This is a genomic window from Microvenator marinus (assembly GCF_007993755.1).
Classification (GTDB): Bacteria; Myxococcota_A; Bradymonadia; order Bradymonadales; family Bradymonadaceae; genus Allomicrovenator; species Allomicrovenator marinus.
Genome location: NZ_CP042467.1, coordinates 4,228,014 through 4,252,362 on the forward strand (window position 1 = coordinate 4,228,014; position 24,349 = coordinate 4,252,362).

18 protein-coding genes are annotated in these 24,349 nt (G+C 56.4%); 13 read left to right on the forward strand and 5 right to left on the reverse strand.

Annotated features, from left to right (window positions below; genetic code table 11):
• Nucleotides 1-101: 101 nt before the first annotated feature.
• The 5 genes from FRD01_RS17435 (at nucleotide 102) to ileS (ending at nucleotide 7,633) form a co-directional block, all read left to right on the forward strand.
• A complete protein-coding gene (locus FRD01_RS17435; protein WP_249755706.1) occupies nucleotides 102-755 on the forward strand; it encodes a TetR/AcrR family transcriptional regulator in 654 nt (217 codons plus the stop codon).
• Entirely contained in the window at nucleotides 752-1,360 is a 609-nt protein-coding gene (locus tag FRD01_RS17440) for an RNA polymerase sigma factor (RefSeq protein ID WP_146961904.1), read from the forward strand. Before FRD01_RS17435 ends, FRD01_RS17440 begins: the two co-directional genes overlap by 4 nt.
• A 109-nt stretch (nucleotides 1,361-1,469) precedes the next feature.
• Nucleotides 1,470-3,488 carry a trypsin-like serine peptidase gene (locus FRD01_RS17445; protein ID WP_146961906.1) on the forward strand — a complete coding sequence of 673 codons (2,019 nt, stop codon included), beginning with the start codon at nucleotides 1,470-1,472 and terminating at the stop codon, nucleotides 3,486-3,488.
• A 9-nt stretch (nucleotides 3,489-3,497) separates the two neighbouring features.
• On the forward strand, nucleotides 3,498-4,679 hold the full coding sequence (locus FRD01_RS17450; protein ID WP_146961908.1) for a ribonuclease H-like domain-containing protein: 1,182 nt from the start codon (nucleotides 3,498-3,500) through the stop codon (nucleotides 4,677-4,679).
• A gap of 65 nt (nucleotides 4,680-4,744) precedes the next feature.
• A complete protein-coding gene (gene ileS / locus FRD01_RS17455) occupies nucleotides 4,745-7,633 on the forward strand; it encodes an isoleucine--tRNA ligase (RefSeq protein ID WP_249755707.1) in 2,889 nt (962 codons plus the stop codon).
• Here the strand turns inward: ileS and FRD01_RS17460 are convergent.
• The 3 genes from FRD01_RS17460 to FRD01_RS17470 form a co-directional block, all read right to left on the reverse strand.
• Complete coding sequence (locus tag FRD01_RS17460; protein WP_146961910.1) at nucleotides 7,625-8,587, reverse strand: NAD-dependent epimerase/dehydratase family protein; 963 nt, start codon at nucleotides 8,585-8,587, stop codon at nucleotides 7,625-7,627. The genes ileS and FRD01_RS17460 overlap by 9 nt on opposite strands.
• A 72-nt stretch (nucleotides 8,588-8,659) precedes the next feature.
• Nucleotides 8,660-9,682 carry a M23 family metallopeptidase gene (locus FRD01_RS17465; RefSeq protein ID WP_146961912.1) on the reverse strand — a complete coding sequence of 341 codons (1,023 nt, stop codon included), beginning with the start codon at nucleotides 9,680-9,682 and terminating at the stop codon, nucleotides 8,660-8,662.
• Nucleotides 9,683-9,775: 93 nt separating this feature from the next.
• Nucleotides 9,776-11,002: a right-handed parallel beta-helix repeat-containing protein gene (locus tag FRD01_RS17470; protein ID WP_146961914.1), complete on the reverse strand. Its 1,227-nt coding sequence runs from the start codon at nucleotides 11,000-11,002 to the stop codon at nucleotides 9,776-9,778.
• A 245-nt stretch (nucleotides 11,003-11,247) separates the two neighbouring features.
• On the opposite strand from FRD01_RS17470, the gene FRD01_RS17475 reads away from it, so the two are divergent.
• Genes FRD01_RS17475 through FRD01_RS17495 form a run of 5 tightly spaced genes read left to right on the forward strand, consistent with a single transcriptional unit; the run spans nucleotide 11,248 to nucleotide 17,439 of the window.
• Complete coding sequence (locus FRD01_RS17475; protein ID WP_146961915.1) at nucleotides 11,248-11,760, forward strand: SixA phosphatase family protein; 513 nt, start codon at nucleotides 11,248-11,250, stop codon at nucleotides 11,758-11,760.
• 3 nt (nucleotides 11,761-11,763) lie between these two features.
• A complete protein-coding gene (locus FRD01_RS17480; protein WP_146961917.1) occupies nucleotides 11,764-12,843 on the forward strand; it encodes a hypothetical protein in 1,080 nt (359 codons plus the stop codon).
• 49 nt (nucleotides 12,844-12,892) lie between these two features.
• Nucleotides 12,893-14,473 (forward strand): serine/threonine-protein kinase, encoded by a 1,581-nt coding sequence (locus FRD01_RS17485; RefSeq protein ID WP_146961919.1) that lies wholly within the window; start codon nucleotides 12,893-12,895, stop codon nucleotides 14,471-14,473.
• Nucleotides 14,458-15,414 carry a PEGA domain-containing protein gene (locus FRD01_RS17490; protein WP_146961921.1) on the forward strand — a complete coding sequence of 319 codons (957 nt, stop codon included), beginning with the start codon at nucleotides 14,458-14,460 and terminating at the stop codon, nucleotides 15,412-15,414. The genes FRD01_RS17485 and FRD01_RS17490 overlap by 16 nt, the downstream gene beginning before the upstream one ends.
• A 12-nt stretch (nucleotides 15,415-15,426) precedes the next feature.
• Nucleotides 15,427-17,439, forward strand: a complete 2,013-nt coding sequence (locus tag FRD01_RS17495) for an IPT/TIG domain-containing protein (RefSeq protein ID WP_146961923.1) — start codon at nucleotides 15,427-15,429, stop codon at nucleotides 17,437-17,439.
• Nucleotides 17,440-17,455: 16 nt separating this feature from the next.
• Here FRD01_RS17495 and FRD01_RS17500 read toward each other — a convergent pair whose 3' ends face one another.
• Entirely contained in the window at nucleotides 17,456-18,610 is a 1,155-nt protein-coding gene (locus FRD01_RS17500) for a hypothetical protein (protein WP_146961925.1), read from the reverse strand.
• Nucleotides 18,610-19,716 (reverse strand): hypothetical protein, encoded by a 1,107-nt coding sequence (locus FRD01_RS17505; protein WP_146961927.1) that lies wholly within the window; start codon nucleotides 19,714-19,716, stop codon nucleotides 18,610-18,612. Before FRD01_RS17505 ends, FRD01_RS17500 begins: the two co-directional genes overlap by 1 nt.
• 206 nt (nucleotides 19,717-19,922) lie before the next feature.
• Between FRD01_RS17505 and FRD01_RS17510 the strand changes: the two genes are divergently transcribed.
• The 3 genes from FRD01_RS17510 to FRD01_RS17520 are packed head-to-tail and all read left to right on the forward strand — an operon-like array spanning nucleotide 19,923 to nucleotide 24,347.
• Nucleotides 19,923-21,227 (forward strand): hypothetical protein, encoded by a 1,305-nt coding sequence (locus FRD01_RS17510; protein WP_249755708.1) that lies wholly within the window; start codon nucleotides 19,923-19,925, stop codon nucleotides 21,225-21,227.
• A complete protein-coding gene (locus FRD01_RS17515) occupies nucleotides 21,224-22,516 on the forward strand; it encodes a sigma-54-dependent transcriptional regulator (RefSeq protein ID WP_249755709.1) in 1,293 nt (430 codons plus the stop codon). Before FRD01_RS17510 ends, FRD01_RS17515 begins: the two co-directional genes overlap by 4 nt.
• Nucleotides 22,488-24,347 carry a heavy metal translocating P-type ATPase gene (locus FRD01_RS17520; RefSeq protein WP_146961933.1) on the forward strand — a complete coding sequence of 620 codons (1,860 nt, stop codon included), beginning with the start codon at nucleotides 22,488-22,490 and terminating at the stop codon, nucleotides 24,345-24,347. The genes FRD01_RS17515 and FRD01_RS17520 overlap by 29 nt, the downstream gene beginning before the upstream one ends.
• The last annotated feature ends 2 nt before the right edge of the window (nucleotides 24,348-24,349 follow it).

Below are 24,349 nucleotides of genomic sequence, written 5' to 3' on the forward strand. Positions count from 1 at the left end.
TGTGTGGCAAAATTGGCACAACAAAATTGCTTGACTTTCAGTTTATTGAACGCTTATTAAAACAGCTTGAACGAGCGTTAAATAAACCTCGGCAAATTCTTATGTCAAAAACAGAAATTCCCCAAATGATTGCGGGCTCCGAGTTCGCGGACGGCGCGAAAAAGATTTTGGCCGGTGCGGCCGAGATGTTTGCGCTCAAGGGCTATGCTGCCACTTCGGTCAGACAAATCGCGGAAGCAGCCGAGATGTCGGTGCCCATGGTTTACTACTATTTCCCAGGCAAAGAAGACGTCTTCAAAGCCCTGATGGAAGTCGTGATGAACCACGTGGAAACCGAGCTGGTGCGTACGTTTCCGCAAGATGGAACGCTGCGCGACCAGCTTGTCCATGTGCTCGACTTTCACGTCCGACTCGGGATGGAGAATCCCAAGATGGTGGCCATGATGATGAGCACGATGCTCGGCCCGCAAGAAGGACGCCCTGAGTTCCCTATGCATGAGCAATATGAGGATCATATCCAGGGAATTGCACATCTCTTCGAAAGGCAAAAGCTACGGCCAGGGATGAAGCCGCGCTTCCTCGCCACACAATTTTTAGGATTGAAAAACCACGTCATGATCTCGTGTACCGCGCTTGAGGACTCAAGGATTGCGCATTACCACGATGAGATTCGCGAGAATTTCTCTCCAGAAGGCATTGCCCTGATGGTGGATCAGTTTTTGTTTGGGGCACTCGACCCCGAGGGGCAACGATGAAGACCAGTAATGAGTGGAGAAACGAATACGAACATGTACTCGCCAAAGGCGTCAGGAATGAGACCTACGAGTACGAAGCAGGCATTCTCAATGAGATTTCTCAGGGAAATACAGACGCCTTTGACGCGGTGGTCGCCGTGCACTCAGGCCGGGTTTTTAGATTGGCGCGCCGCATCGTCAAGAACGAGGACGATGCGTTCGATGTAGCTCAGGACGTCTATTTGACCATGCACCGAAAGCTCCCGGAATTCAGGGGCGAGTCCGAGATTGGAAGCTGGCTTCACCGCGTAACTTGCAATGCTGCGCTCATGTATCTGCGAAAGAACGCTCGGCATACCGGCCATCTCAATGACGAGGTCTTGGAGCAGGTTGGAAGCCCAGAGCGAATCGAAGACGGAGTCCATAATCGGCAAGTGATCAAGCATTTGAAAGCCGCGTTCGGTCGCCTTTCAAAAAAGCATCAGCTCGTCTTGCAAATGCGGGTCGGCGAAGACCTCTCCATCAACGAGATGGCCGATTCGCTCGGGCTCTCGGTTCCCGCTACCAAATCTCGCATCCATCGTGCGCGTCTTGCGCTCCTCGCGAGCACGGACGTCCCGATTTAAGCCCGACTACACATCTCATTCATTTGCAAATAATTGAATAATGGCTTAGTTCCTGCGTCTGTGAGGGACTTTCGGTGTTTGCAAATCAAGTCGTAGAGGAGTCGTTATAATGCGTTGGCTATTTCTGTTCGGAATCTCTCTCTGGGTTGCCTCATGCGGAGACGCAGATACCCCTGTTGATGAAACACCGGCCGGAAACGGCGGAAAGGGCGATATCATTGGAGATGACGACCGACGAGACGAGTTTTCCGAAGACGTCTCTGACGCACTCAAGAAGCTTGGGGCCTCCACGGCGATGGTGATCGAGAACGCTGTGCTCGGAGAAGCCCTTGACGGCGCCTTTACTCCCGCAAGCCAGCTATTGGGCGAGTCGTACTATATGTGTCCGGACGAGACCAACTGGACTCAACCCGTGACAGGAATGTGTAGCGCGTGGCTTGTGGCTCCCGATATCATCGTGACCAACGGACATTGTGTAACCAGCCAGCCCGATTGCGACAAGAAGTCCTTCGTCTTCGACTACGCCAAAAAGTCACCCGACGACACGCTTTCTACGATTCCTCAAGAGAATGTCTTTGCCTGTGACCAGGTCCTCGCGTGGGATTATACCAGTGATTGCGATATCGACTTCGCGGTGATCAAACTCGACCGGCCTGTAGAAGGCCGCGAGCCCCTCAAAGTGCGTCAGGCCGGAGCAGACCTCAAAGGGGATTCCCTGGTTGTCATCGGGCATCCTTTCGGAATCCCAAGGAAATATGCGCTTAAAGGCGAAGTGCTCCTGGATGGAGCAAACGCGTTCACCACCACGCACGATATCATCGGCGGAAACTCAGGGTCGGCCATTTTTGATGCCGAAACCGGCGAAGTTCAGGGCCTCGTGACATGCGGTGGGTCAAATTTCGAATGGGAATACTACAACGAAGGATGGGAGCTCGAGACCAAGACCGGGAAACCATGTGATTCAACCTGTGATGATGCCGGCGAATACACCGACGGCACGTGGGAGGGGCAGTGTGTTGAAGGCCGCCGCCGCGCATGCGCGTGCGACGAAGGTCAGCTCGTCTGGCAAACACGTCCTTGCTTGAGTTTCGAGAACGACACTGAAGGCCAGTGCACTCGTGAGTACCGAACCACCGAAGATGCCTGCCGTACCGCACCATGGCTTTGCGCCCCAGCGCTCGCCCAGCACACCCACCATTTCGCCGGCTATATCGGAGAATGGGACGTCTACACTCAGGCAGACTTGGCCGTGCTCGAGGCTGGCGCTGAGCAAGACCTCAAGATCACGGTTCCAGAAGGCCACGCCCAAGCCCTAAGTGTAGCCGTTGAAATCTCAGAGCCAGACTACGTGATCGACGGCGCGAATATCGTCTGGGATCTCGAGGCCACTCTGGTTCACCCGAATGGGACGGAGTTCCCGCTCTCGGGACAGGGCCTATATTACGGCGGCCAAACATACGAATTCTCCAATGTTCCTACGTTACAGACTCAACCCTTTGAGGTTCCCTTCCTGATTTCAGGCGCATACGGGCTCGAAGCCGGTGGTGAGTGGACCTTGAAGCTCAAGAATGCCGGGACCTTCTACATTCCGATCAAATCGTGGTCGATTCAGGTTCTTGAGCGTCCAGAGGCGGAAATCACCGTGCCGCAAATCGCGTGCGTAGGCGATTGCCAAAGTCCCTATCTTGGGTGGCCCGACCCCATCATCGACACCTTTGAGGGTGAGGCGGTGGAATCTAACGTGGAAGGCGTTGAGGGTGAGCTCGCCCTAGGCTGGCGCGCTGAAGTGATGGATGCCGAGGGTCTCGATTACGAAGTCTTTAAATCGAGAAAGAGTCAGACCATGGCGATGACGAAGGGAGAGTTCGCGATCATCAAGGATTTCGGCTCTGACCTCGGCGATCGGACACTGACGGTGGACTACCGCTATGACGGCATCGGCTGGTTCCAAATCTGGGCCGGAGATCATATTCTCTTCACCAAGAACAACTTCTCTCAAGAGACGACAACCGTGACCTTGCCTGCTGGCGCCTCAAATATCCGGTTTGTGCTCGGGGCGACCAATCAGAGTCAGGCGCATGAGCTCACACTCTTCAGCCTCTCAATCTCTCCGCCTGCTCAGGAGTAGTCTTCGGAAGTGTCCAAGTTCTCCGACAAACTCAAGCGTTTGCATCAGTCACGAGTCAGGGCATTGGAAGCCTCCGAGGCCGAAGGGCCGAAAGGTGTTTTTCTCGCTGAGGACGTGGCTCATGACGCGGCCGAGGCCGCTCAGGTAGATGCCGCGCCCGATGAGCTGCGATTACTCGAGCGGAATTGGCGGCCTGAGCATCAACACGGCAGATATCGTGTGGGTGAGATGGCGCAAAGTGGCTTTGGCCAGTCGTTTGACGGGCAATTGAGTTTGTTGAAGGACTTTCCCCCGGAGTCTCTCGGGTTTTTTGATATCGAGACTTCTGGGTTGGGTGCCGATTCGGTCGCGTTTTGCATAGGTCTTGGTACCTGGAGCAGTGGTGAGTTTCGACTTAAGCAATGGGTGATGACGCGGCCAGAGCTTGAAGCTGAAAGCCTCGAGGGTTTTGCGGCGGAGCTTGAGCGCCTTTCAGGAATTGTCTCTTTCAATGGCAAGACCTTCGATGTGCCTCGGGTTCAGGGGCGGGCGACCCATCACGGTCTGGCTGACCCGTTTCGAAATCTGGTGCACTTGGATCTTCTCGTGGTGGCGCGAAGTCTTCTCGGCCGAAAAGATGGCTTGTCTCTGGGGGATCTGGAGCGTCAGTTCTTGATGTATTTTCGGCATGGTGATGTTCCCGGAAGTCAGGCACCTCTGCGCTGGAAGGAATGTGTTGAGGGTAAGGGCTATACGGCTATCGAGGCGCTCGTCACGCACAACGCGTTCGACGTTCTGAGCCTCGCCGGCCTCCTGCACCATTTCGGTGCGCTGGATGGTCCTGACGTTGTGAGGCCTTCGAAGGTGGCCAAACCCGTTCGGGACACCGAGTTGTCTAGAGATTTGCGGAAGTTGAGTGAGCGTCCCCACCGAATGTTGATCAAGAAGGGGCGCAAAGACGCTGGTGCCGTAAGGGGAGTGGTGCCTGTACCCGACGTTCGCAACTCGTTTGGCGAGCGTTTGGCGGATTTGAGGCACACCTACGGGTTGAAGAAGGCGGCCGGTGAAACTGAGGATGCGGTGGCATGCCTGCACGAGCTCGTGTCGCTATCCCCCACAAACGCATTCGCGCTCCTAGAGCTCGCCAAACACTACGAAGCCATTGGAGACGCGGAGCTGGCGGCGCACTTCAGGGGGCGCCTGAAGTTTTGAGCCCTCGTAGACATTTCTTTTTCCATTGTGCTATCTGGCGAGTTCACCGGTACGGAGAGTGAATCGTGAGCGTGGATTACAAAGATACCCTGAACCTTCCAAAGACTGATTTTGAGATGCGGGCAAACCTTGCACAGCGCGAGCCTGCAATGATTGAACGGTGGGAATCTTCCAAGATTTACGATCGCATGATTGAGGCGAGGCGCCAGCAAAACGCCCCACAATTTCTGCTTCACGACGGACCTCCGTACGCCAACGGCAACATTCACCACGGGCACATCTTGAATAAGGTGCTCAAAGACTTCGTGGTGAAGTTCAAGAATATGGACGGCTTCAAGGCGGAATTCGTTCCTGGCTGGGATTGCCACGGCCTGCCGATCGAGCATCAAGTGGACAAGGAGCTCGGCGCCAAAAAGGCCGAGATGTCCAAGGTTGATGTGCGCAAAGCTTGTCGAGTTTATGCCGACAAGTACGTCAGCATCCAGCGCGATGAATTCAAGCGCATGATGGTTTTTGCGGATTGGGAAAATCCCTACAAGACCATGAGCTATCAATACGAGGCGGCTACGGTTCGAGAGCTCGGGAAGTTTCTCGGGAAGGGGCTTGTCTACCGCGGCTTGAAACCTGTGCACTGGGATTGGGCGTCACAAACCGCTCTCGCTGAGGCTGAGGTTGAATACGCCGAGCACACCACCGAACATGTTTACGTGAAGTTTCCGTTTGAACACCTTCCAGAGGAGCTCAAAGGGGCCAACAAGGACCTGCCAACTTACGTGGTCATCTGGACCACTACGCCCTGGACGCTCCCGGCCAACCTCGCTATCGCGCTTCACCCTGAGCTCGACTACCAGTTCGTAGAAGTTGCGGGTGAAGTCCTTGTGATTGCCGAGGGGCTTCGAGATAGTACGCTCAAAGCCTGTGGAATCGAGGACTTCGAGGTGCTCAACACCTTTAAGGGTCGAGTGCTTGTGGGCGAGTTGGGTGAGGGCCGTGGTCTTGAGGCGGCGCATCCGTTTATCGATCGACCATCGGTGCTTCTGCCAGCTGATTACGTCACTCTGGAACAAGGTACGGGCTGCGTACATACCGCACCAGGACACGGCCAAGAGGACTTCGGGCTGGGTCAGGTTTTTGGGCTTGAAACACTTTGCCCGGTAGACTTCCGTGGCTGCTTTATGGAGGCGCTCGTCCCGGAATGGGGAGGAATGCACGTCTTTAAGGCGAACCCACTTATCCAGGAGTTCCTCGCTGAGCGCGGCCTTCTGCTCAATAAGGTAGGCGACAAGATCAAGATCGAGCGCTATCCGCACGGATGGCGCTCTAAGAAACCCGTGATTTTCCGCGCGACCACACAGTGGTTCATCGCCATGGAGGCCGAGAGTGCCAACCAGCAGAATGAGCAAGTGGTGGGTACGCAGCGTGCCGACATGGACCTCAGAGGTGCTGTGCTCTCCGAGATCGAGAAAGTGCAGTGGGTGCCGAAATGGGGTCGCGACCGAATCGTCGGCATGGTGGAGAATCGCCCGGATTGGTGCATCAGCCGCCAGCGTTCCTGGGGCGTTCCAATCACTGTCATGCACTGTCAATCCTGCGGAAACGTGCTCGCCAGCGAGGCGATTGCGAATCATGTGGCCGACCTTGTCGAAGAAGAGGGCGCCGACGTCTGGTTCGAAAAGAGCCCAGCGGAGCTTGTGCCTCCCGGCACGTCTTGTGCCAAGTGTGGTTCAGGCCCCGAGTCGTTTTCGAAGGAAAACGATATCCTCGATGTTTGGTTCGACTCCGGCACGTCTTGGGCCGCAGTGCTCGAAGGGCAACTCAAGCTCGGAACCGTGGCTGACCTCTACCTAGAAGGTAGCGACCAGCATCGCGGTTGGTTCCAGTCGTCGATCATGTGTGGTGTGGGAACTCGTGGGCACGCTCCGTACCGTACCTGCCTGACGCACGGCTTCGTGATGGACACCGAGGGGCGCAAATACTCGAAGTCCTCCAAGAATTTCGAGCCGCCTCAGAAGATGATCGACACCTACGGAGCTGAGATTCTGCGCCTCTGGGTGGCCGCCGTGGATTATCGCGGGGATATCTCGCTTTCCACCGAGATTATCAAGCGGATGTCGGACGCGTATCGAAAGGTCAGAAATACCTTTAGATTCTTGCTTGGTAATCTGGACGGATTCGACCCAAATCACGACCTCGTGGCGTATGAAGATATGCTCGAAGAGGACCGTTGGCTATTGAATCAAACCGCGGAAGTCGTCAACCGATGCCGCCAGGCCTACAACGAGTACCAGTTCCACACGGTTTTCCATACGAGCGTTCAGTTCTGTACGGTCGACCTTTCGAACGTACACCTCGATTTGGCTAAGGATCGCATGTACTGTGATGCTGCGGACTCCAAGGCGCGCCGCTCCGGTCAGTCTGCGTACTTCTTGACCTTGCACGCTCTCGTCAGAGTGCTTGCGCCTGTGCTTTCGTTCACGGCCGAAGAGGTGTGGGACCTGCTCCCGAAATTGGCTCAGGACCCAGATAGCGTGCACTTGACTGACTTTCCGTCGAAGACACTTGTCGAGCCGTGGTTGGACTCAGAGCTCTCGGAGCGCTGGGAGCGCTTGCTCGAGATTCGAGGCGAAGTGCAGAAAGCCCTTGAGGCGGTTCGAGCTCCGAAGAACAAGAAAGAGCCCGGACAGATTGGTTCAAGTCAGGAAGCCGACGTGACAGTTTGGGCGACCGGCTCAGATTTCGACTTGCTCTCTAAATACCAGTCTTTCCTCGCTACCCTCTTCATCACGAGCTACGCGCGTGTGGAGAAGGGCGATGAGTTCAAGGTCGACGTGGCCGTGGCGACGGACGAGAAATGCCCACGATGTTGGAATCACTGGGTCAAGCCAGATTCTGAACATGAAATCTGTCCGCGTTGTGCCAATGTCTTAGCCGACGGTACCCACAAGCTAGACTAGACCTTCGGCTTTCAGCCATTCAATCGTAGGCTCAAGGGTTGCGCGTGCGTCGCGAAACGTGATGCCGAGCTCTTTGGTCGCCTTTTCGTTGGAAATGAACCAGAATTTAGTCGCGTACGGAATCACAAGTGGATTGTAAGGAAGGGGAAGCCGCAAGGTTTGACCTACCTTCGTCAATGACTTGATCCAAGGCGTCGGGACCACGACCACCTTCTTGTTCAATCCGAGGATTTCCAAGGTCAACTGGGCTAGGCCCTCAATCGTGAGGTTCTCGCCGCCCAGAATATAGCGTCCGCCCGCTTTTCCCTTTTCCAATGCGGCGATCACACCATCTGCCACGTCTTCGACGTGCACCACGGCCGTGCCGCCACGCGTCACCAAAACCACCGGACTCGTCGCGAAATCCACAAGGTTGCCAGCCGTGACCATTCCCGTATCGTGCGGCCCGTAGACCTCGGCAGGGCACACCGTGACGACTCTCAAGTCCGAGTACTCTTCACAAATCTTTTCGGCTGCGTTCTTGCTCATCGCATAGACGAGAGACGGGTCTTTGAGCGTAAACTCGGTGTCTTCGTTCTGGACCACCGCATCGTCGGTGCCGTTGACCGCGATGGTGCTCGAACAGTAGACCACATCGAGCCCACCATGATGCCGCGCCGCATCGAGCACATTGCGTGTACCGTCCTCCACGATCTGCTTCATATAGGGCGAGTTAATGTCGTCCCACGACGATGGGCTGGCCAGGTGGATGACCGCATCGCAGCCATCTATACCCTCGATCATGAGTTCTTTGGAGCGCACATCGCCCTTAAACCGTTCCCATTCTATGCCGTCGATCCGCGATGTATCCGACGATTCACGAACCAAACAACGGACACTATGGCCTTGTTCGACGAGCTTCCTGACCACATGAGAGCCGATAAAACCGTGACCACCCGTGATAAATACTTTCATCCTGACTACCTCGAAGTCCTAAAATCCAAGGCTCTTCTACTTCGTTGTCAGGACAAGACCAACGCCAAAAGTTTATTGGAACTTCTGAACGAGAGCAGCGAAGGCCGCGCGGTCTGACTCAGGGAGGGTGCGGCGGGTGGTGCCGTGGTAGTCGATGGGGTCGATGACTTTTGAGCCCTTGTTGAGTTGGTAGTGGAGGTGTGGGCCTGTCGAGCGGCCAGTATTGCCGCTAAGCGCGATGAGGTCGCCAGCTTTGACGCGAGTTCCGGGCTTAACCTTGGATTCCGAGAGGTGCAGGTACTTGGCCAGAACCCCATCTGAGTGCTCGACCTCTACGCAACCTCCATTGGCTGCGGTGTTCCAGTTCACGCGCGTGACGACTCCGTCATACCCCGAGTAGATAGGTGTGCCGACGTCCACCTTGAAGTCCATTCCGTGGTGTGTAGGCCGGTCCTTGAGCAGGCTCGTGATTTGCTCGTACTCCTTGAGAGGGCTCTTTTTCAAGATATGTGGAATCTCGGTGCCGTCTTCGGACCAATACGACGGGTATTTGTCGCCCGTTGCTTTGAATCGGTACGCGCTGATGGTCTTCCCTAGCTTCTGGGATTCGAGGCGCGCGGCCTCGATGACAACGACGTCCGAGGTGCCCATGCTCCATGAGGCTTGAAGGGTATCTCCGGCTCTCAAGTCCTTCCTGAGGTCGAGGTCCCAGACCAGAAGCCGTGAAACCGTGGCGCTGACGTTATCGCCATAAGGGGCGGCAGGCTCAGCAAGAGTATGTGGGATGCTGATGTTGATAGGTACTCGGACGGACTTCAAAGCGTTGTCGGTAGGCGCGGCTTCGGCGGGTGCGTCTGTGGGTGGTGTAGCCACTGGTGGGGCTGGGTTTTCCGCGACCAACGGCTCGGCCACAGGCTCAGCAACCTTAGCCTCTTCCGCAACGGGCTCAGGTTCTGCAACGGTGTAGGAAGATAGTGCGGGTGCGGGTGTGGCTTCGGGGTCCGGTGCCAGGAGTGCCCCAATGAACACGCAGTTAAGCGTGGCCGACGTAGCAAAAGCAGCGAGCAAAAATTTGGGGTTCTCAAAGAGATTCATAGATGTCCTCGTACGTCAAACCACCGCAAACCGCCGCGGTGCACGTACATAGGATCACAGGTCCGAGATCTTGGCAAAAAATTCTGCACATAACTAGAGAGTGCACGGCGTTGAAGTCTGTGTGTTGCCGGAGGTTCGCAGGCGCACGGCGCCAGCAGGCGCGCTACATCCCGTTGTGCTATCGTCTTGGAAGTAGTGGAAGGTGCCGAGAGGACTACACGTCCAGTTGCCGTCGAGCGTGTTATCACGAAATTGGTTCTGCCAGCTCGGACACTCCGGCGTTGTTTTGGTACAGTCCGTGCGCGCATCGTGGTCGCAATACCAGTCGGTGTATCCGGCATAGACGCCGACCTTAGTGAATCGATTTCCAGTGATGGTATTGTCGTTGGAAAAATCTCGAAGTCGAACCGGGTCGCCCGTACTGCCTTCGAACCGGTTGTTCTCGATTTTGTTTCGGTCCGACATATGCGCGGCATAGATCGCATGAATCAGACCGCCGCTACTCAGGTTTACGACGTCCACAAAGTGATTGTTCCGAATCAGATTATCGTCGGAGTTCACAAGTCTGACGGCCGCAGTTGACGTGGGCGCCGAGGCGTTAAAGACATTGCCGATGCGCTCGAAATAGCAGCCAAATATACGATTGGAGCCATTTGAGTTTGCCTCGGCATTTCGGTCGCCATTGAGTGAGATTGCGGTCGTGTAATTGCGCACCCGAATATAGTTGAAGTCGAGGTTGGTCTCCTCGCCCGCACTATGTCGTAGTTGAAACCAGGTTCCGCCAGGGCAATCAGACGCGCTGAGGCATCCGTCAAAAATAGGGCGTTCGTCGTCAGGAGTTGGGCGAGTGAATTGAATGGTGTGAACGGGGTGTGTGTAGGTCCACACCACCTTTTGGCCGCGGTAGGTCCCGGGTTTGATCATGATGATGACATCGCGATCGGGCTGATCGTTGGACAGGATTTCGTGTGCTCGATTCAACGTCAGTAGGGGCGCATCCTCGCTGCCCGCGTTGGAATCGGAGCCATCTGGAGCCAACCAGAGTACGTAGGGTCCAGTGGGTTCAGGCTCAGGCTCTGGTTCGGGATCTGCGTCAGGTTCGAGATCTGGAATATCCTCGAAATCTGGAACGTCCTCGAGATCTGGAGCGTCTTCGAGATCTGGAACGTCTTCGAGATCCGTGTCTGCTGGTGAGTCTGGAACACCCATGTCTGGCGTCGAGTTAAGCACCGGTGGGTCTTGTTCACCGCACGAACAAAGCACGAACAGGACCACGAAGATTGTCACCATCTTCAAATGAACGTTGTTTAAAAAACTCATCTCCAAATCCTTACTAAAGCAGGGTTCCTAGCTCGTCGACCGGTACAAGACTGACTACCCCAAGAACCAAGCCTAGATCAAAGGTCCACCCAATCATCTTGCACACATTTACCTCAATGCGGTCAGAGCCTCATTGTCTCGCCGAATTTCTCAGACTATAATCTCCGCGAGCAGTCTTTCTGCTTCGTACATCTGAGGAGGAGAGCCCTCCTCTACATTTAACCACCCTGATTTTGGAGGGGGACATGAAACTTATTTTGATTCGACATGCAAAGAGCTCACATAAGCACGGCCTGCCTGATCATGAGCGTCCGTTAAACAAGCGCGGCAAAGGTGATGCACCCGTTATTGCGTCTTATATGGTTGCCCTTGGCCACATCCCGGAGCTCGTGATTTCGTCAGATGCCCGCCGGTGCCTCGACACCTGGGAGCTCATGGCTGAAGTCCTGAAAAAGTCAGGTCATGAACCTGAACTCCAGGAAAACCGCGTGCTCTATGACGTGGCCCACCAGAACGGTGCCTGGCATGACTTCTTAAACGTGCTTCGTTCGGTGCCCGAGGGCGTCGAGTCCCTGGCGCTTGTGGGGCACAACCCAACCATGGAAGACCTCGCGCGTTCTCTGGCGGGCGAAAGCGTCACAGTGACCACATGCAACGTGGTTGTTTTGGAGGGCGAGGCTCGGACTTGGTTTGAATTTCTTGGGAGGAGTGGTGTAGAAGTGCTTGCGCATTTAAGTCCAAGAGAACCCCGGTCGTAGTCCATGTCCCTGGAGATCAGGCCCGTCATAAGCGAACGCGATATCTGGGCGTTCGACAAACTCGGCCTGAGCCTCTACCGGGAGTTGGATCTGGGGCTTCGGCCTTTGCACACTCGAAGTTTCCTTCGAGAGTCCCACCCCTATTATCGCCGAGCGAGGTCGCAGGCGTGGGTGGCGTTCGATGGGAAACACGCGATTGGCAGGATCGCTGCAACCATAGATCACCGGCGTTTTGATGACGGGACAGGCATTGTTGGGCTTTTTGACTCGGTTGAGAGTAAGGAGGTCAGCCATGCGCTTCTCCACGTCGCCCAAGACTGGTTGCGGGTCCGCGGTGCCAGGCGCGCTATCGGGCCGCTCCTTCCTGGCGCGATCGTCAACGGCGGCCTGATGACGAGCGGATTTGAAGAGCCAAACCCTCAGGGTGCTCTGCCTGGCCACCCCTATTATTGGGAGCATTGGGAGTCAGCCGGGTGGAAACACGAAATCGACCTCTACACGTGGAAAGTCGGGCATCAGCCAGCGCCTAAACAGGTTCGGCAGATCGCACGTCTGGTTCAAGAGCGGCGGGATCTGGAGGTTCGTCGTCTGAGCAAGACCCATTTTGAACGCGATCTGGATCTCATGACGATGATCTACAACGCGGCGTGGGCAGGCACGTGGGGCTGGGTCCCGGCGGATCGGGAGGATTTGCGGGCCTATCTGCAGCCTGACCTCATCGATTTTGAGGTCTCAAGGCTGGTTTTCATCGCCTCCAAACCCGCTGCTATGGCCATTGTGATGCCCAATCGCACTCCGCTTTCTAACCTGAGCCGCCCCCAGCGAGTGCTCAGTCGACTGATGCGTCCGGAGACCTTTCGGGTCGCACTTTTTGGTGTCGTACCCGAATACCGCGGTCATAAGGTCGGCGGGCTTGCTATTCATCTCTATATCCGTATGCTCCACGCCGCGCGAATGGCTGGATATCATAGCGGTGAAGCTACGTTTACGAGTTCTCTAGACGAGATCCCCAACAATGGAATGGCCATCATTGGGGCCGAGCTTGCTCATACGTATAGAATCTGCTCAAAGTCCTTTGTTTAATGATGGATGAAAGAAGTTGCGCTACGATAGCGCAGCGGTCTGGAATCAAATGGAAAAAATCACAAGCACATCCGAAATGGAGGAGCCACGGGTACTTCTCGCTGCTGAAGATCTTCTCGGCTACGTGATCGATGGGCGCTACCGTCTCGATGAGGTGCTTGGCGAGGGCGGCATGGGCGTGGTGTATCGCTCTCATGAGCCGAGGCTGCAGCGGGATATTGCGGTCAAGCTTCTGAAGCCAAGCGAGGTCCAGGGCACTAAGCGAATCGAGAGGTTCCAGCGTGAACTCTCGATCATCGCGGGCCTCTCGCATCCAAATATCGTGCGGGTCTACGACTCAGGGATGGATGAAGACGTTGCGCTGCACTTTATCGCCATGGAGCTTGTGGAGGGGATTTCGCTCGACCGTGTGCTTCGGCATCACCGAGTGGCACCGAATCTCGCGCTAGAAATTGCTTATCAGATTTGCGGTGCCCTGACCGAGCCTCACGCTCACGGCATCATCCATCGTGATATCAAGCCCGAGAATACACTCGTCACCGTCATGTCCGACGCGAGCCTTCAGGTCAAACTCCTGGATTTTGGCATCGCTCGGACTCACGCGACGGAGTCCGAGCGGCTCACAACCACAGGCGTTGTGATGGGCACGCCAAGGTATATGGCGCCGGAGTCGGTTCAGGGCGGCGAGATAGACGCACGCACAGACCTCTATTCTGTGGGCGTGATACTCTATGAGATGTTGGCCGGCAGGACCCCGTTTTCTGGCGTGACCCCCGTGGCGACGATGATCGAACACGTGACCAAGGCGGCTCCTCGTCTCGATGAGGCCGTGCAAGGCTTTGAGTATCCTCGCATCGTCGAGTTGGTGCGTCTCCTCCTTGAAAAGGACCCGCGAAAACGCCTCGATTCGGCGCGATCGGTGCGCGAAATGATCGATTCGATTCGCGACGAACATGGATTCAAACGGCTCCGGCTCAGCCCGGGGAACACCAAGGCAGCCCTCCAGCCCTATTTGAGCGAGATTGAGCCCACTCAGACGGACCCCGATGAACTCTTCGGGACCTACGAATCCACTTTGCCACTAGGACACGACGAGACGCCCACGGAATCAGCCATGTTCCCTGTCCCGGCGGGAGTGGCTCGTAAGCACTTCAAAGAGATGGGTTGGTCTAAACAGCTGCCTGATGTGTCCACCGAGATCGCGGTAGCGCAGAGCGATAGGCGTTCCGCAACCTATGAGATGACCGTGGCGTCGAGCTCCAATCCGCTGGTGTGGGTTCTGCTTGTGGTTCTTATTGGGGCGGCGGTTCTCGGCGTTGTGTTTTGGCAACAACGCTCCGCGCCTGTGGTCAACCTCGGGTCCAAGTCTACGCTGCCGGCTCAAGTAGAGGCTGAGAAGCCTGACGAGAAGGTGGTTGAAGAACCAGCGCCTATCGAGCCAGAAAAGGTAGAAGAGCCGGAGGTGGTTGAAGAGGTCGAGGTGCCTAAGGAAGCCGAGAAAGCCGAGAAAACCGAGCCCAAACCCGAAGCGAAGCCAAAGAAGACTGAGCCGGCCGTCGAAGAAAAGGCCGAGGAAAAAACCAAAGAAAAAGACGCGGTAAAAGAGGGACTCGAATGGCTAAAGCAATAAGCATCTTGCTGATCGCCAGTCTTGTGTTCACCCCGATCAGCGGCTTCGCTCAAGATCCATCTGCGCTATCTGATGCTCAGCGCGAATTGTTGGGAAAGCTCTTGACCGAGGCCCGAAACGCCTATGACGCGCGAGACTATCCGGCCTCGATTCAGCGCCTCGAAGAGGCGTACGCGATCTTTCCTGAGCCGAATATGCTCTACCGAATCGCCGAAATGTACGAGGAACTCCAGGAGGTCGATAGAGCCATCGAACTCTATGAAAAGTACCGCACCGAGCGGCCAGAAGCGCCGAACTCGGCGGTCGTACAGACGCGCATCGAAAGGCTTCGAGCCAAACAAGAAGCCGAGCGCCCAAAGACCGCGCGCCTGACTGTCGACTCCATTCCACAAGGCGCACAGGTCTTCTTGGAAAAACGCCGAGGGACAACCCCGCTTGAATTTGAGGTCCCGCCTGGCGCCTACGAAATCAAGCTCACGAAGTTTGGCTATGAAGAGGCCACGCGTAGCGTCGAAGTCAAGGCTGGCGAGCTCCGGACTTTTGAATTTGCGATGGTTGAGCGCGAGGTCGAAGTAGCACCGCTTCCTCCACCTCCAGAGCCCTCGATCGGCCCGTGGATCCTCGGTGGTGTCGGGCTCGCCTCGGGCGTGACCTCGGTCTTTTTTTGGGTACTAGCGTTTGACCGACAGAGCCAGATCGATGCCTGGGACGCGGACAGAAACGCATCGGGGCGTCCTTCCAATTACGACCAGGTCTTGGATCAGGAGCTCACCTACCGAAATGTGGGCTGGGCTACGGCGGGCATTGGTGCGGCGTCTTTGATCGGTGCCGGAATCTGGTTTTGGTTAGACTCGGACTCCGAGCCAGACGAGCCCCAAATTGGGCTAAGACTCAATCTTGAACAAGAACGAACTCAGTTGGAATTGAGAGTCGTTTTTTGAACGGAGAAGAATATGTCGAAGTGGTTTCTACTTGGTCTTTTGGCAGTATCGCTCACCGCCTGTGAAACGGATTACGAACCCCCGACTCCCGAACCGGATATGGGCGAGGACGACGCGGGCTCCGATGCCGATGATATGTCTGAAGATGCGCCACTCGATCTGCGGTCGATCTCGCCTTCAAGTGGCCCAGCCGAAGGTGGAACTCAAGTGACCTTGCAGGGCACCGGTTTTGCGAACGGCGTGGAGGTCTTCTTCGGCGATTCTGTCGCAACCAACATTCAAGTTGAGTCTTCTACACGGATCGTGCTCGCGGCCCCGGCTGGTGAGGGCGTTGTGGACGTGAGAGTTGTGCTCGGTGAAGAGACGGACACGCTTCAGCAGGCGTACTCGTACAATGCGGAGCTCGAGTACCAGATTACGTATTGCCAGCTTCAGGCGCAGAGCCCGGTCTCTGTGGAGAGTGGGCAGGAGTCTGCTGGGATTTATTCTGTGGTTTTTGTGGATGGCTTGACCAACTCCGCCGGCCAAGGCTCGGGCATTGAAGGTGAGCTCGGATGGGGTGACACAGGGGCGGACGCCGCGGAGTTTACTTGGAAGGCGATGACCTACAACACAGACATCGACGGCTTAAATGCTGGCGATTTGGCGAATGACGAGTACGGTGCGACACTGCAAATCGCCACCGCTGGAACCTACGATTACCTAGCGCGATACCGTGTTCAGGGCGGTGATTGGGTCTATTGCGACCTTGGCGGAGACCTTGCAAATCCAGGGGCAAGGGGCGTAATCGAAGTCACCAATCCGCCCGTAGCTGAGGTAGGTTTCTGTCAGACACGTCCGTCGAGTTTGACCCTCGAGAACGGTGCTACTGCAGATGTTGAAGGCGTGGTCTTTGTGGCGGGTGCCACCAACGGTGCCGGTGCGGGCGCGAATGTGAGTGCTGAGGTAGTTTGGGGTCCGATTGGAGACGACCCTTCTGCATGGACCCTCTCTGAAAGTGCCATTTATTCTGGCGACGAAGATGGCCTTAACCAGGGTGACCTCGCGAACGATGTTTTCGCGGCGCAATTCGTGCCGACTGGGGTCGGAGAGTACGGGTTCGCAATGCGTGCGAGCGCTGATGGAGGAACAACCTGGACGTGGTGCTCCAACGATGGGAGCGAGTTCGACGCGTCCAAGGTTGGCGAGCTCGAGGTCGTCGAGGAACTCACCGTAGTACCGGATTCCTGCAAGATTCAATTCCCTGTGATTGTGACGGATGCCGTAGTCGGAGAGCCCTTGACCATCTTCGGAAGGGTGACAAAGGCTGGTGTGACAGGGCAGGACAATGCGGACGTTGTGGGCGATCTTATGGTCGGACCAGCAGGTGCGAGCCCGCTCACCAATGCTGCAGCATTTACGGTGGTCAATGGCACGAGACGTACCACGGGCGTGATCAATCCCGGCCCGGACGAAGACGAGTTTGAGGCAACGTGGACCCCAACAAACGACGGCGAATACGTGTTTGCTTGGAGGTTCAGCGTGAACCAAGGACAGGACAATGTCTTGTGTGATCTCTCGTCCGACACCAACTTTGAGCCCACTGAGATGGGAGTTGTGAGAGTCTGGCAGACCCTCCCTGACCTGGTGGATTATTGCAACGTGTGGCAGGCGAGCGTGAGCGGCAGCGTGGGACAGACGGCTCCGGTTTTGACGATTGAGACGTACGAGGCTGGGGTCACGGATGGCACGTTTGATGCCGCGGATTTGGTGGCTGAGGTTGGTTGGGGTGGCCTTGCTGACAACCCCGCTCTTGGCTACACATGGGAGTCTATGGCGTACAAGGGGCCTCGTCCTGGCGTGCCAAACAACCAGGAATATGAGTCGCCGATTTGGTCCGGAACGACGTCTCCTGCCGCGGGTACGTACCGTGCTGCGGCACGAATTAGACCGGCTGGCGTAACCGACGGTTGGGTCTACTGTGACACCAGCAATCTAAGCATGGACTACCTATTGGAGAGCGCTACATCATTGGACGTTCAGTGAGCATGCTTGTACGGCTTCAAAGGTCGCGGCAATACGTCACGCACGAAACCGTCTGGAACGGAGGCACACAATCATCATTGGTGTCACACGCGTAGGTGCAGCGGCGCGAACCCGTGAATGTGCGGCAAAGGCCGTCGTTTAGTCCTGGCACGCCACACTCGGCGTCCTCGTCGCAATAATCCCCGTACCCTCTCAAGGCCTCACACGTAAGCTCGTCTTCGTTAATCGTGCAGTAGGTCTGAGGTGTGGTCTCGCCGATCGGTGTCCGCTCCACACGAATCCCATACGGACGTCCACAGGCGAACTCGTTGGACCGATAGAGGCAATAGCCGCCAGGTCGGTCGACGCCCCTGAATTTCATTGGAACGCAGTCCTCAGAATCATAGCGGCAAGCGTCTCGAGATACGCAGAAGCCGCACGTTTCGACCGACGCGATCAGTGTTTCGGTGCAGGTATTGGTGGCTGGATTGCAGGTGTTGCCATCGCATGCGGTCTTCTTGTCTTCGGTACATTCCACACACGCGCCATCGCTGCACACGCTGAGGCCGTCACGAGCGGTACAGTCTGCGTCACTTCGGCACCCTTTACAAACGCCGGCATCACACACGGGTTCATCGTCGGGACAATGAGAGTTTTCGAGGCACTCAGCGCACTCAAGTTCCGTGACGTCACAGGTTTCGTCGCATCGGAAGAAGTCTGGATTACAACCGATTTCACACGTTTCGGCCTCGCAGAAACCAAAACCATTTGCCGTTCCAGGGCACGGCTCGCACCGGTCTCCGCAGGTTTCATCGGCATCGTTGGAGACACATTGATTTCCACACCGATGAGTTCCCGGCTCACACGTGCACTCTCCAGTAGCCGCGTTGCAGAGCGCATTTGTCCCGCATTGCGCGTTGAACTCACACGCGAAGCACCTACCGGTGTTTTGGTTGCAGGCTTGAGGAAGGCAAACGGTGGTATTGATGCGGCAATCACGGGTGTCCGGAGGTAGGTCCGGCGACTGATCCTCAGGCATATCTCGGGGCATATCAGGTTCAGGTTCGGGCGCGGCAACGCACACGCCCGCTGAACAAAGCTCGCCCACAAAACAATCGTCTGAGTCTGCACAAGGTGGTCGTTGTGCATCGCAAGCTGCGCTCAGAAGGACTAGTAAGATTAGCCTGCGCATCAAATCCCGCCGCAGTAGTCGCCACTGATACAGCCGATTTCATCGAACTCGAAGTCACCGATTTCGCGGCATTGGTTGCTCGATGTGCAATCGTACGTGCATCGCAAGGTATTTTCGAAGGTCGTAGGCTCGCATCGGCCATCTGTAAGCCCTTGCGCACCACACTCGTCTGCGTTGATGCAACTCTCGCCGGCATCCAACACGGCCTCGCACGTAGTCACTGCTTCATTCGGACCACAAGCCGTGACTGTAGCGCCTTCGACGCTGAGCTTTTGGACCTCAAAAACCCAGGGTGACGGGCACTCGTCGGCGCCTTTGATGGGCAAGCAGAACGATTCGGTTCGAGTTGCCCCGTCAAACTCCATGGCTACACAGGCGTGGCCTTCGGTACACGCTTCGCTTGCGGTACACGCTTGACACGGGTTCACGGAGCCTGCGGCGATATTGGTGCAAACTCCGCCCGCGCAGACGTTGCCGCCGCAGTCGGCGCTTTCGGTGCACTCTACGCAAGTGCCTTCGGCGCAGATCGGAGCGCTGGCGATATGCGAACAATCCGCAGAATTGTTGCAGGGCGCACAGTTCCCGGCGTCGCAAAAAGATGCGCTTGGGCTCGTACATTCGGCATTTGTCTCGCACCCGACACATTCGCCGTTGACCGCCACAAGCGGGGCCTCACACGCGATTCCACAGGTCACGCCATCGCAGGTGGCTGTCCCGTTTTCGGGGACTGGGCACGCCTCGCACGAGCCTCCACACGTCTCGGGGCTAAACGAGTTCACGCACACGCCATCACACGCGTGATATTCGGCATCGCACTCACAGAGTTTTTCAGGATTGCAAAAACCGTTTTCCCCGCACTCAACGTTGGTTTCACAATTGACGCATTGCCCAGTGTTTTCGTTGCAAATAAGCCCGGGAACGCACCCGTCTTCGACGCAGTTTTCGACGAATTGGTCGGGTGTGTTGACCATGTCGTTCATGTCCGCTTCGCCCTGATCGGACTGAGCCATATCGTCGTCCAGAATGGTGACTGGAAGACGGTTATCGGGATTGTCATCGGAGCAAGCAAGCAGGCCAAGGGCCAAAAGTGCAAATACGATTTTCATTTGGAAATCCAGTGGTGACTAAGCTGTTCGTTGCCTCAAAGGATAGGTCGCGTGCGCATCAAGCGCAAGCAAAGGTGACGCAATGCACGCTGTGGTTTACAATTGGGCCAGAACCACAGAAACTCTCGCGCATGCCATCAGAATCTTTCTCAGTCATTGTCGATCCAAACCGGTGGCAACGCTCTACCGAGGAGCTCGCGCGCACTTTGTCGCCACTGATGGGGGTATCGCCGCCGGTGCTCTCGTCCTTGTTGCTACGTGGGCCGATGACCGTAGAGGCAGACCTCAGTCACTCAGCTGCGATGACCCTCTGCTCTAAGTTGGTGGGGGCCGGGGTGCCCGCAACCATTGAGGGAGCGGGTGATGAGACGATCAGCGACCATATCAATGTGAGTGATATCGAGAAGATGCTCAACGCCATGGGGATCGACGCGATCGAGGTAGACGACGAGCTTGAATTGATGCCCAGAACCGCGCCATTTGAGCCATTGGAGCCGCGCCAGATGCCGGCTGCGGCACCAGTGGACAGCGGCCCCATCACCGAACCCGGCTGGCAATCGCTCTTTCCGGACATCACCACAAATCCCGTGCCGCTCTTCGATGAGGGGGAGACCGCGGAAGAGACGCCCCGAAGCAAGGCGTCGTTGATGGGTCTTTCTTCGGACGTGATGGATGACCTTCCACCGGAGCCTGAAGCTCGGATTGAACCTCCAAAACGACCTGAACCACCCCAGAGTATGGGGGCTTTGCTCGAGAAAGCTGAAGAGTCTAGGCCGCCTTTTGCTCCCACAGGTTTTGACGATCGTGCGCCTCATATCCCGAAGCTCGCCCGGCTTTTGAGCGTGCTCGCCCCGGGGGCGGGCCAGGTTTATAACGGTGACGACGAAGTCGCGATCGATTTTGCGCTCAACGCGTGGAAGCTCAAGCCTTGGGCTGATTCCGTGAGACACGCCGAGCGCCGAGCAGAGCGCGTGCAAACCTTTTGGCTGGCGTGGCCAAAACCCGGCAATGTGTTCAGGGCAATTAAGTTCTTGGCTGCGTATTGGCTGGTTTTGGGGGCGATTTTTGCGCTCGTTTTCTTCGTGGTTCGTGCGGGCCTTGCGGTTGTTGACCGCGAACCCGTCGAGACGGTGACCGAGCAAGACCGGGAGTTTGCCTTCTCGAATGCAAAGGGGAAGGTCCTCGAGGCTAGAGTTGCGGCCTTGGATGCCTTGAGCGATTCGATTGCGAACGCGCAGCACGAACGCTTCACCATGACGGATGAAGAACGGGCTGAGCGCCTCTATTTAACGGGCTATCAGGACTGTGTCGCTCGGCGGTTTGACGTGTGTGAGGCCGCGATGCGAAAGGTCACGGCGTTGGATCCGGCGAATCGAAACGCGTTTAGATTGCAGACATGGGCCAACGCCCAACGGATGAATCCCGACGGAACCAAAATGCCCGATGTGGGCGAGGTGCCGACGCTGGAGGATTTCGAGATGGAACAACTCGAAGAGGAGGTCCAACCATGAGCGAACTCACGTATATCCCTCTTCCTGCCGCGAAAGGCGCACGTCTCGAACTCAGAGACCTCGCCGATCATCCCTCTTCGCTCCTTCGCGTGATCTGCGACACCGTAGAGAAACCCTGGCTCAAAGGACTGTCTTTGCTTGTCGGGCAGGCCGGCGACCTAGAGCTCTGGACCATGAATCTCAAGTCCCACGTGGCCGAGAAGTCGGAGGTCGAGCAAGGGCCCTCGGAGTATTCGGACGAGTTCTGGCGCTCGGAAGTCGCCGCCCTTAAACATCAAGGGCAGGACTCAGAAGTCATCGTTTGCCTCGCGGGTCAACGCCATCGTGACTTTGTGTTGATCAAGGCAAAATTCGAGGGAGATTCAAGCTGTCTTAAAGGCCTCGTCGAAGTATTTTCGGAGATTCGGCCGCTCGCGAGAATCACTCTTAACTTCCAGAATTTGCAGCGACTAAGCGCCCGTGCTTCGGAAGAGATCCGGCACTATCGCGATAAAGAGCGCCGACACTACGTCTTCAAAGAATTGATTCGCGAAAGTCACGAAATGCAGCGGATGTATACGTCCTTAAACGCGTTTGTGGATATGGATGTCCCAGTTTTGCTCGGCGGCGAAGGGGGCACAGGCAAGGAATTGCTCGCGCGTGCGCTCCATCATCTCTCGAAGCGCCCCGGTTTGATGGTCGCGCTAAATGTACGCACGACCCCAGCTGATGAGCTTGATACCGACCTCTTCGGTGCCGTTGAAAGCGTCTTCGCCGGGACCACGACGGCTAGAAAGGGCGCTTTTGAGTTGGCCGAAAACGGCACGGTCTACCTTCAAGAAATCGACGCGCTCTCGCTCGTCCAACAAGGAAAACTCCTGCGTGTTCTCGAAGAATCGAAGGTTCGTCGCCGCGGTGCGACACGTTCGTATTCCGTCAGCGCGCGTTTCGTCGCGAGTTGCCATCAAGATTTGAGTGTTCTCGTGGAAGCGGGTAAATTTCGCGAGGACCTCTACACCTTCCTTTCTCGCCATATCCTTGTGGTGCCGGCGCTCCGAGAGCGAAAGGAAGATATCATGCCTTTGGCGCGTATTTTCCTGCGTATGTATGCAGAGCGGCATACACGGGCGGCACAAAAATTCGCCGAAGGGGTCTCCGACTTTCTGGTCACGCAGCCATGGCCAGGGAACGTGCGAGAGCTGCAAACTCGCGTCGAATCGGCTGTTCTACACTCTCAAGGTACTGAAGTACTCTTGAGTGATTTTTGCCCAGGGGGACTCGATGTCTCAACCGACCCAATCCAATCATGAGCGTCAGTGGCTCACTCAAGAGACCTTAATCGCGGGGTTCGCGCTCCTCGGCATCGCAATTCATCTTGTGATGCGCTTTGTGCTCGAATCACCCCATATGGACTGGCCCGTTTTGGTCGTTCTCATCGTGGGCGGAATCCCGCTTGTTTGGGAGCTTCTTGGGCAGCTAAAAAAGCTTGATTTCGGGGCGGATTGGCTGGCCGGAATAGCGATTGTAACTGCCGCAATTTTGGGCGAATACCTCGCCGGTGCGATCATCGTCCTGATGCTCTCAGGCGGCGAGGCGCTTGAGCGTTATGCAGCGGGCCGGGCGTCCTCTGTGCTTGAGGCGCTGGCACGCCGCGTGCCAAGTATTGCCCATCGGCTTGAAGGAGGAGTGCCAGTTGAGGTGGAGCTCAGCTCCATCAAGATCGGTGATGAACTCGTTGTGATGCCGCATGAAATCTGCCCGGTAGATGGTGTGGTGGTGGAAGGACACGGAGTGATGGATGAGTCCTTCTTGACGGGAGAGCCTTATCTTCTGCCAAAGGCGCCGGGTTCTATGGTGATCTCGGGTGCAGTCAATTCCGATGATGCCCTTACGATTCGGGTCGAGAAACTCCCCGAGGATTCGCGCTACGCCCAGATCATGAAAGTGATGCGCGAGTCCGAACAAAAACGCCCTCAGATTCGACGTCTGGCCGACCAGTTGGGCGCCTGGTACACCCCGCTCGCCGTGGGTGTTGGTGCCGCTGCGTGGGCCTTTAGCGGGGAACCCGGGCGGTTTCTGGCGGTGATTGTGGTGGCAACCCCTTGCCCACTTTTGATCGGAATTCCGGTGGCCCTGATTGGCTCGATTTCCGTGGCCGCGCGCCGCGGAATCATCATCAAGGACCCGCGTGTGCTCGAGCAAGTCGGTGAATGCCGAACGCTGATTATCGACAAGACCGGAACTCTGACCTCGGGCAAACCAGCATTGACCGAAATCGATGGCGTGCTCGCAGATTCAAGAGTTCTTCAGCTCGCGGCTTCTGTTGAAAAGTACTCGAAGCACCCACTCTCTCAGGCGATTCTCGACGCGGCCAAATCTCGTGGCGTGGCCCTAGTTGCGGCTTCAAGTATCAGCGAGCGCCCAGGGCAGGGGCTCACCGGCGAAGTCGGAGGCGCCCATGTGCGCATCACCAGCCGAAACAAACTCGTCAAGTCGGAGCATCCCGACGTGGGGCAGATTCCACCCGTGCAATCTGGTCTTGAATGTGTGGTGCTTGTTGACGAGTCTTACGCAGCGACCTTCCGGTTTCACGACCAGCCTCGCGCCGAAGGCAGAAGTTTCATCCAACACCTCGAGCCCAAACACCATTTCGAAAAAGTCATGCTCGTCTCCGGAGACCGTCAGGGTGAGGTCGATTATCTGGCGAAGATCATGGGCATCGAAGACGTCTATGCCGAGCAGAGCCCCGAAGAAAAGGTCGAGATCGTCAAGGCTCAGACAGCGCATTCGAAGACCCTTTTTGTTGGAGACGGCATAAACGACGCGCCGGCGATGACCCAGGCCACGGTTGGAATCGCTTTTGGCCAAACCCATGAAATTACGGCTGAGGCAGCTGGCGCCGTGCTCCTCGACCCGTCTTTGCGAAAGCTCGATGAGCTCATTCACATCGGGCAACGCATGCGAAAGATTGGGCTTGAGACCGCTATTGGTGGCATGGTCTTGAGCATGGTCGGGATGGGTTTTGCTGCAGTGGGCCTACTGCCGGCGGTAGCTGGAGCCGTGATGCAGGAAGTGATTGATTTACTTGCGGTCCTAAACGCGCTACGAACCTCGCGTCCAAAAAACCTTTCGGATATGTAGGT

What these genes read in the sequence shown, in the direction of transcription:
- FRD01_RS17515 (WP_249755709.1), top strand. Translation starts at nt 21,224, where the DNA reads ATGAGCGAACTCACGTATATCCCTCTTCCTGCCGCGAAAGGCGCACGT.
- FRD01_RS17505 (WP_146961927.1), bottom strand. Translation starts at nt 19,716, where the DNA reads ATGAAAATCGTATTTGCACTTTTGGCCCTTGGCCTGCTTGCTTGCTCC.
- FRD01_RS17460 (WP_146961910.1), bottom strand. Translation starts at nt 8,587, where the DNA reads ATGAAAGTATTTATCACGGGTGGTCACGGTTTTATCGGCTCTCATGTG.
- FRD01_RS17470 (WP_146961914.1), bottom strand. Translation starts at nt 11,002, where the DNA reads ATGAGTTTTTTAAACAACGTTCATTTGAAGATGGTGACAATCTTCGTG.
- FRD01_RS17490 (WP_146961921.1), top strand. Translation starts at nt 14,458, where the DNA reads ATGGCTAAAGCAATAAGCATCTTGCTGATCGCCAGTCTTGTGTTCACC.
- FRD01_RS17500 (WP_146961925.1), bottom strand. Translation starts at nt 18,610, where the DNA reads ATGCGCAGGCTAATCTTACTAGTCCTTCTGAGCGCAGCTTGCGATGCA.
- FRD01_RS17445 (WP_146961906.1), top strand. Translation starts at nt 1,470, where the DNA reads ATGCGTTGGCTATTTCTGTTCGGAATCTCTCTCTGGGTTGCCTCATGC.
- FRD01_RS17435 (WP_249755706.1), top strand. Translation starts at nt 102, where the DNA reads ATGTCAAAAACAGAAATTCCCCAAATGATTGCGGGCTCCGAGTTCGCG.
- FRD01_RS17485 (WP_146961919.1), top strand. Translation starts at nt 12,893, where the DNA reads ATGGAAAAAATCACAAGCACATCCGAAATGGAGGAGCCACGGGTACTT.
- FRD01_RS17480 (WP_146961917.1), top strand. Translation starts at nt 11,764, where the DNA reads ATGTCCCTGGAGATCAGGCCCGTCATAAGCGAACGCGATATCTGGGCG.
- FRD01_RS17465 (WP_146961912.1), bottom strand. Translation starts at nt 9,682, where the DNA reads ATGAATCTCTTTGAGAACCCCAAATTTTTGCTCGCTGCTTTTGCTACG.
- FRD01_RS17440 (WP_146961904.1), top strand. Translation starts at nt 752, where the DNA reads ATGAAGACCAGTAATGAGTGGAGAAACGAATACGAACATGTACTCGCC.
- FRD01_RS17475 (WP_146961915.1), top strand. Translation starts at nt 11,248, where the DNA reads ATGAAACTTATTTTGATTCGACATGCAAAGAGCTCACATAAGCACGGC.
- FRD01_RS17520 (WP_146961933.1), top strand. Translation starts at nt 22,488, where the DNA reads ATGTCTCAACCGACCCAATCCAATCATGAGCGTCAGTGGCTCACTCAA.
- FRD01_RS17495 (WP_146961923.1), top strand. Translation starts at nt 15,427, where the DNA reads ATGTCGAAGTGGTTTCTACTTGGTCTTTTGGCAGTATCGCTCACCGCC.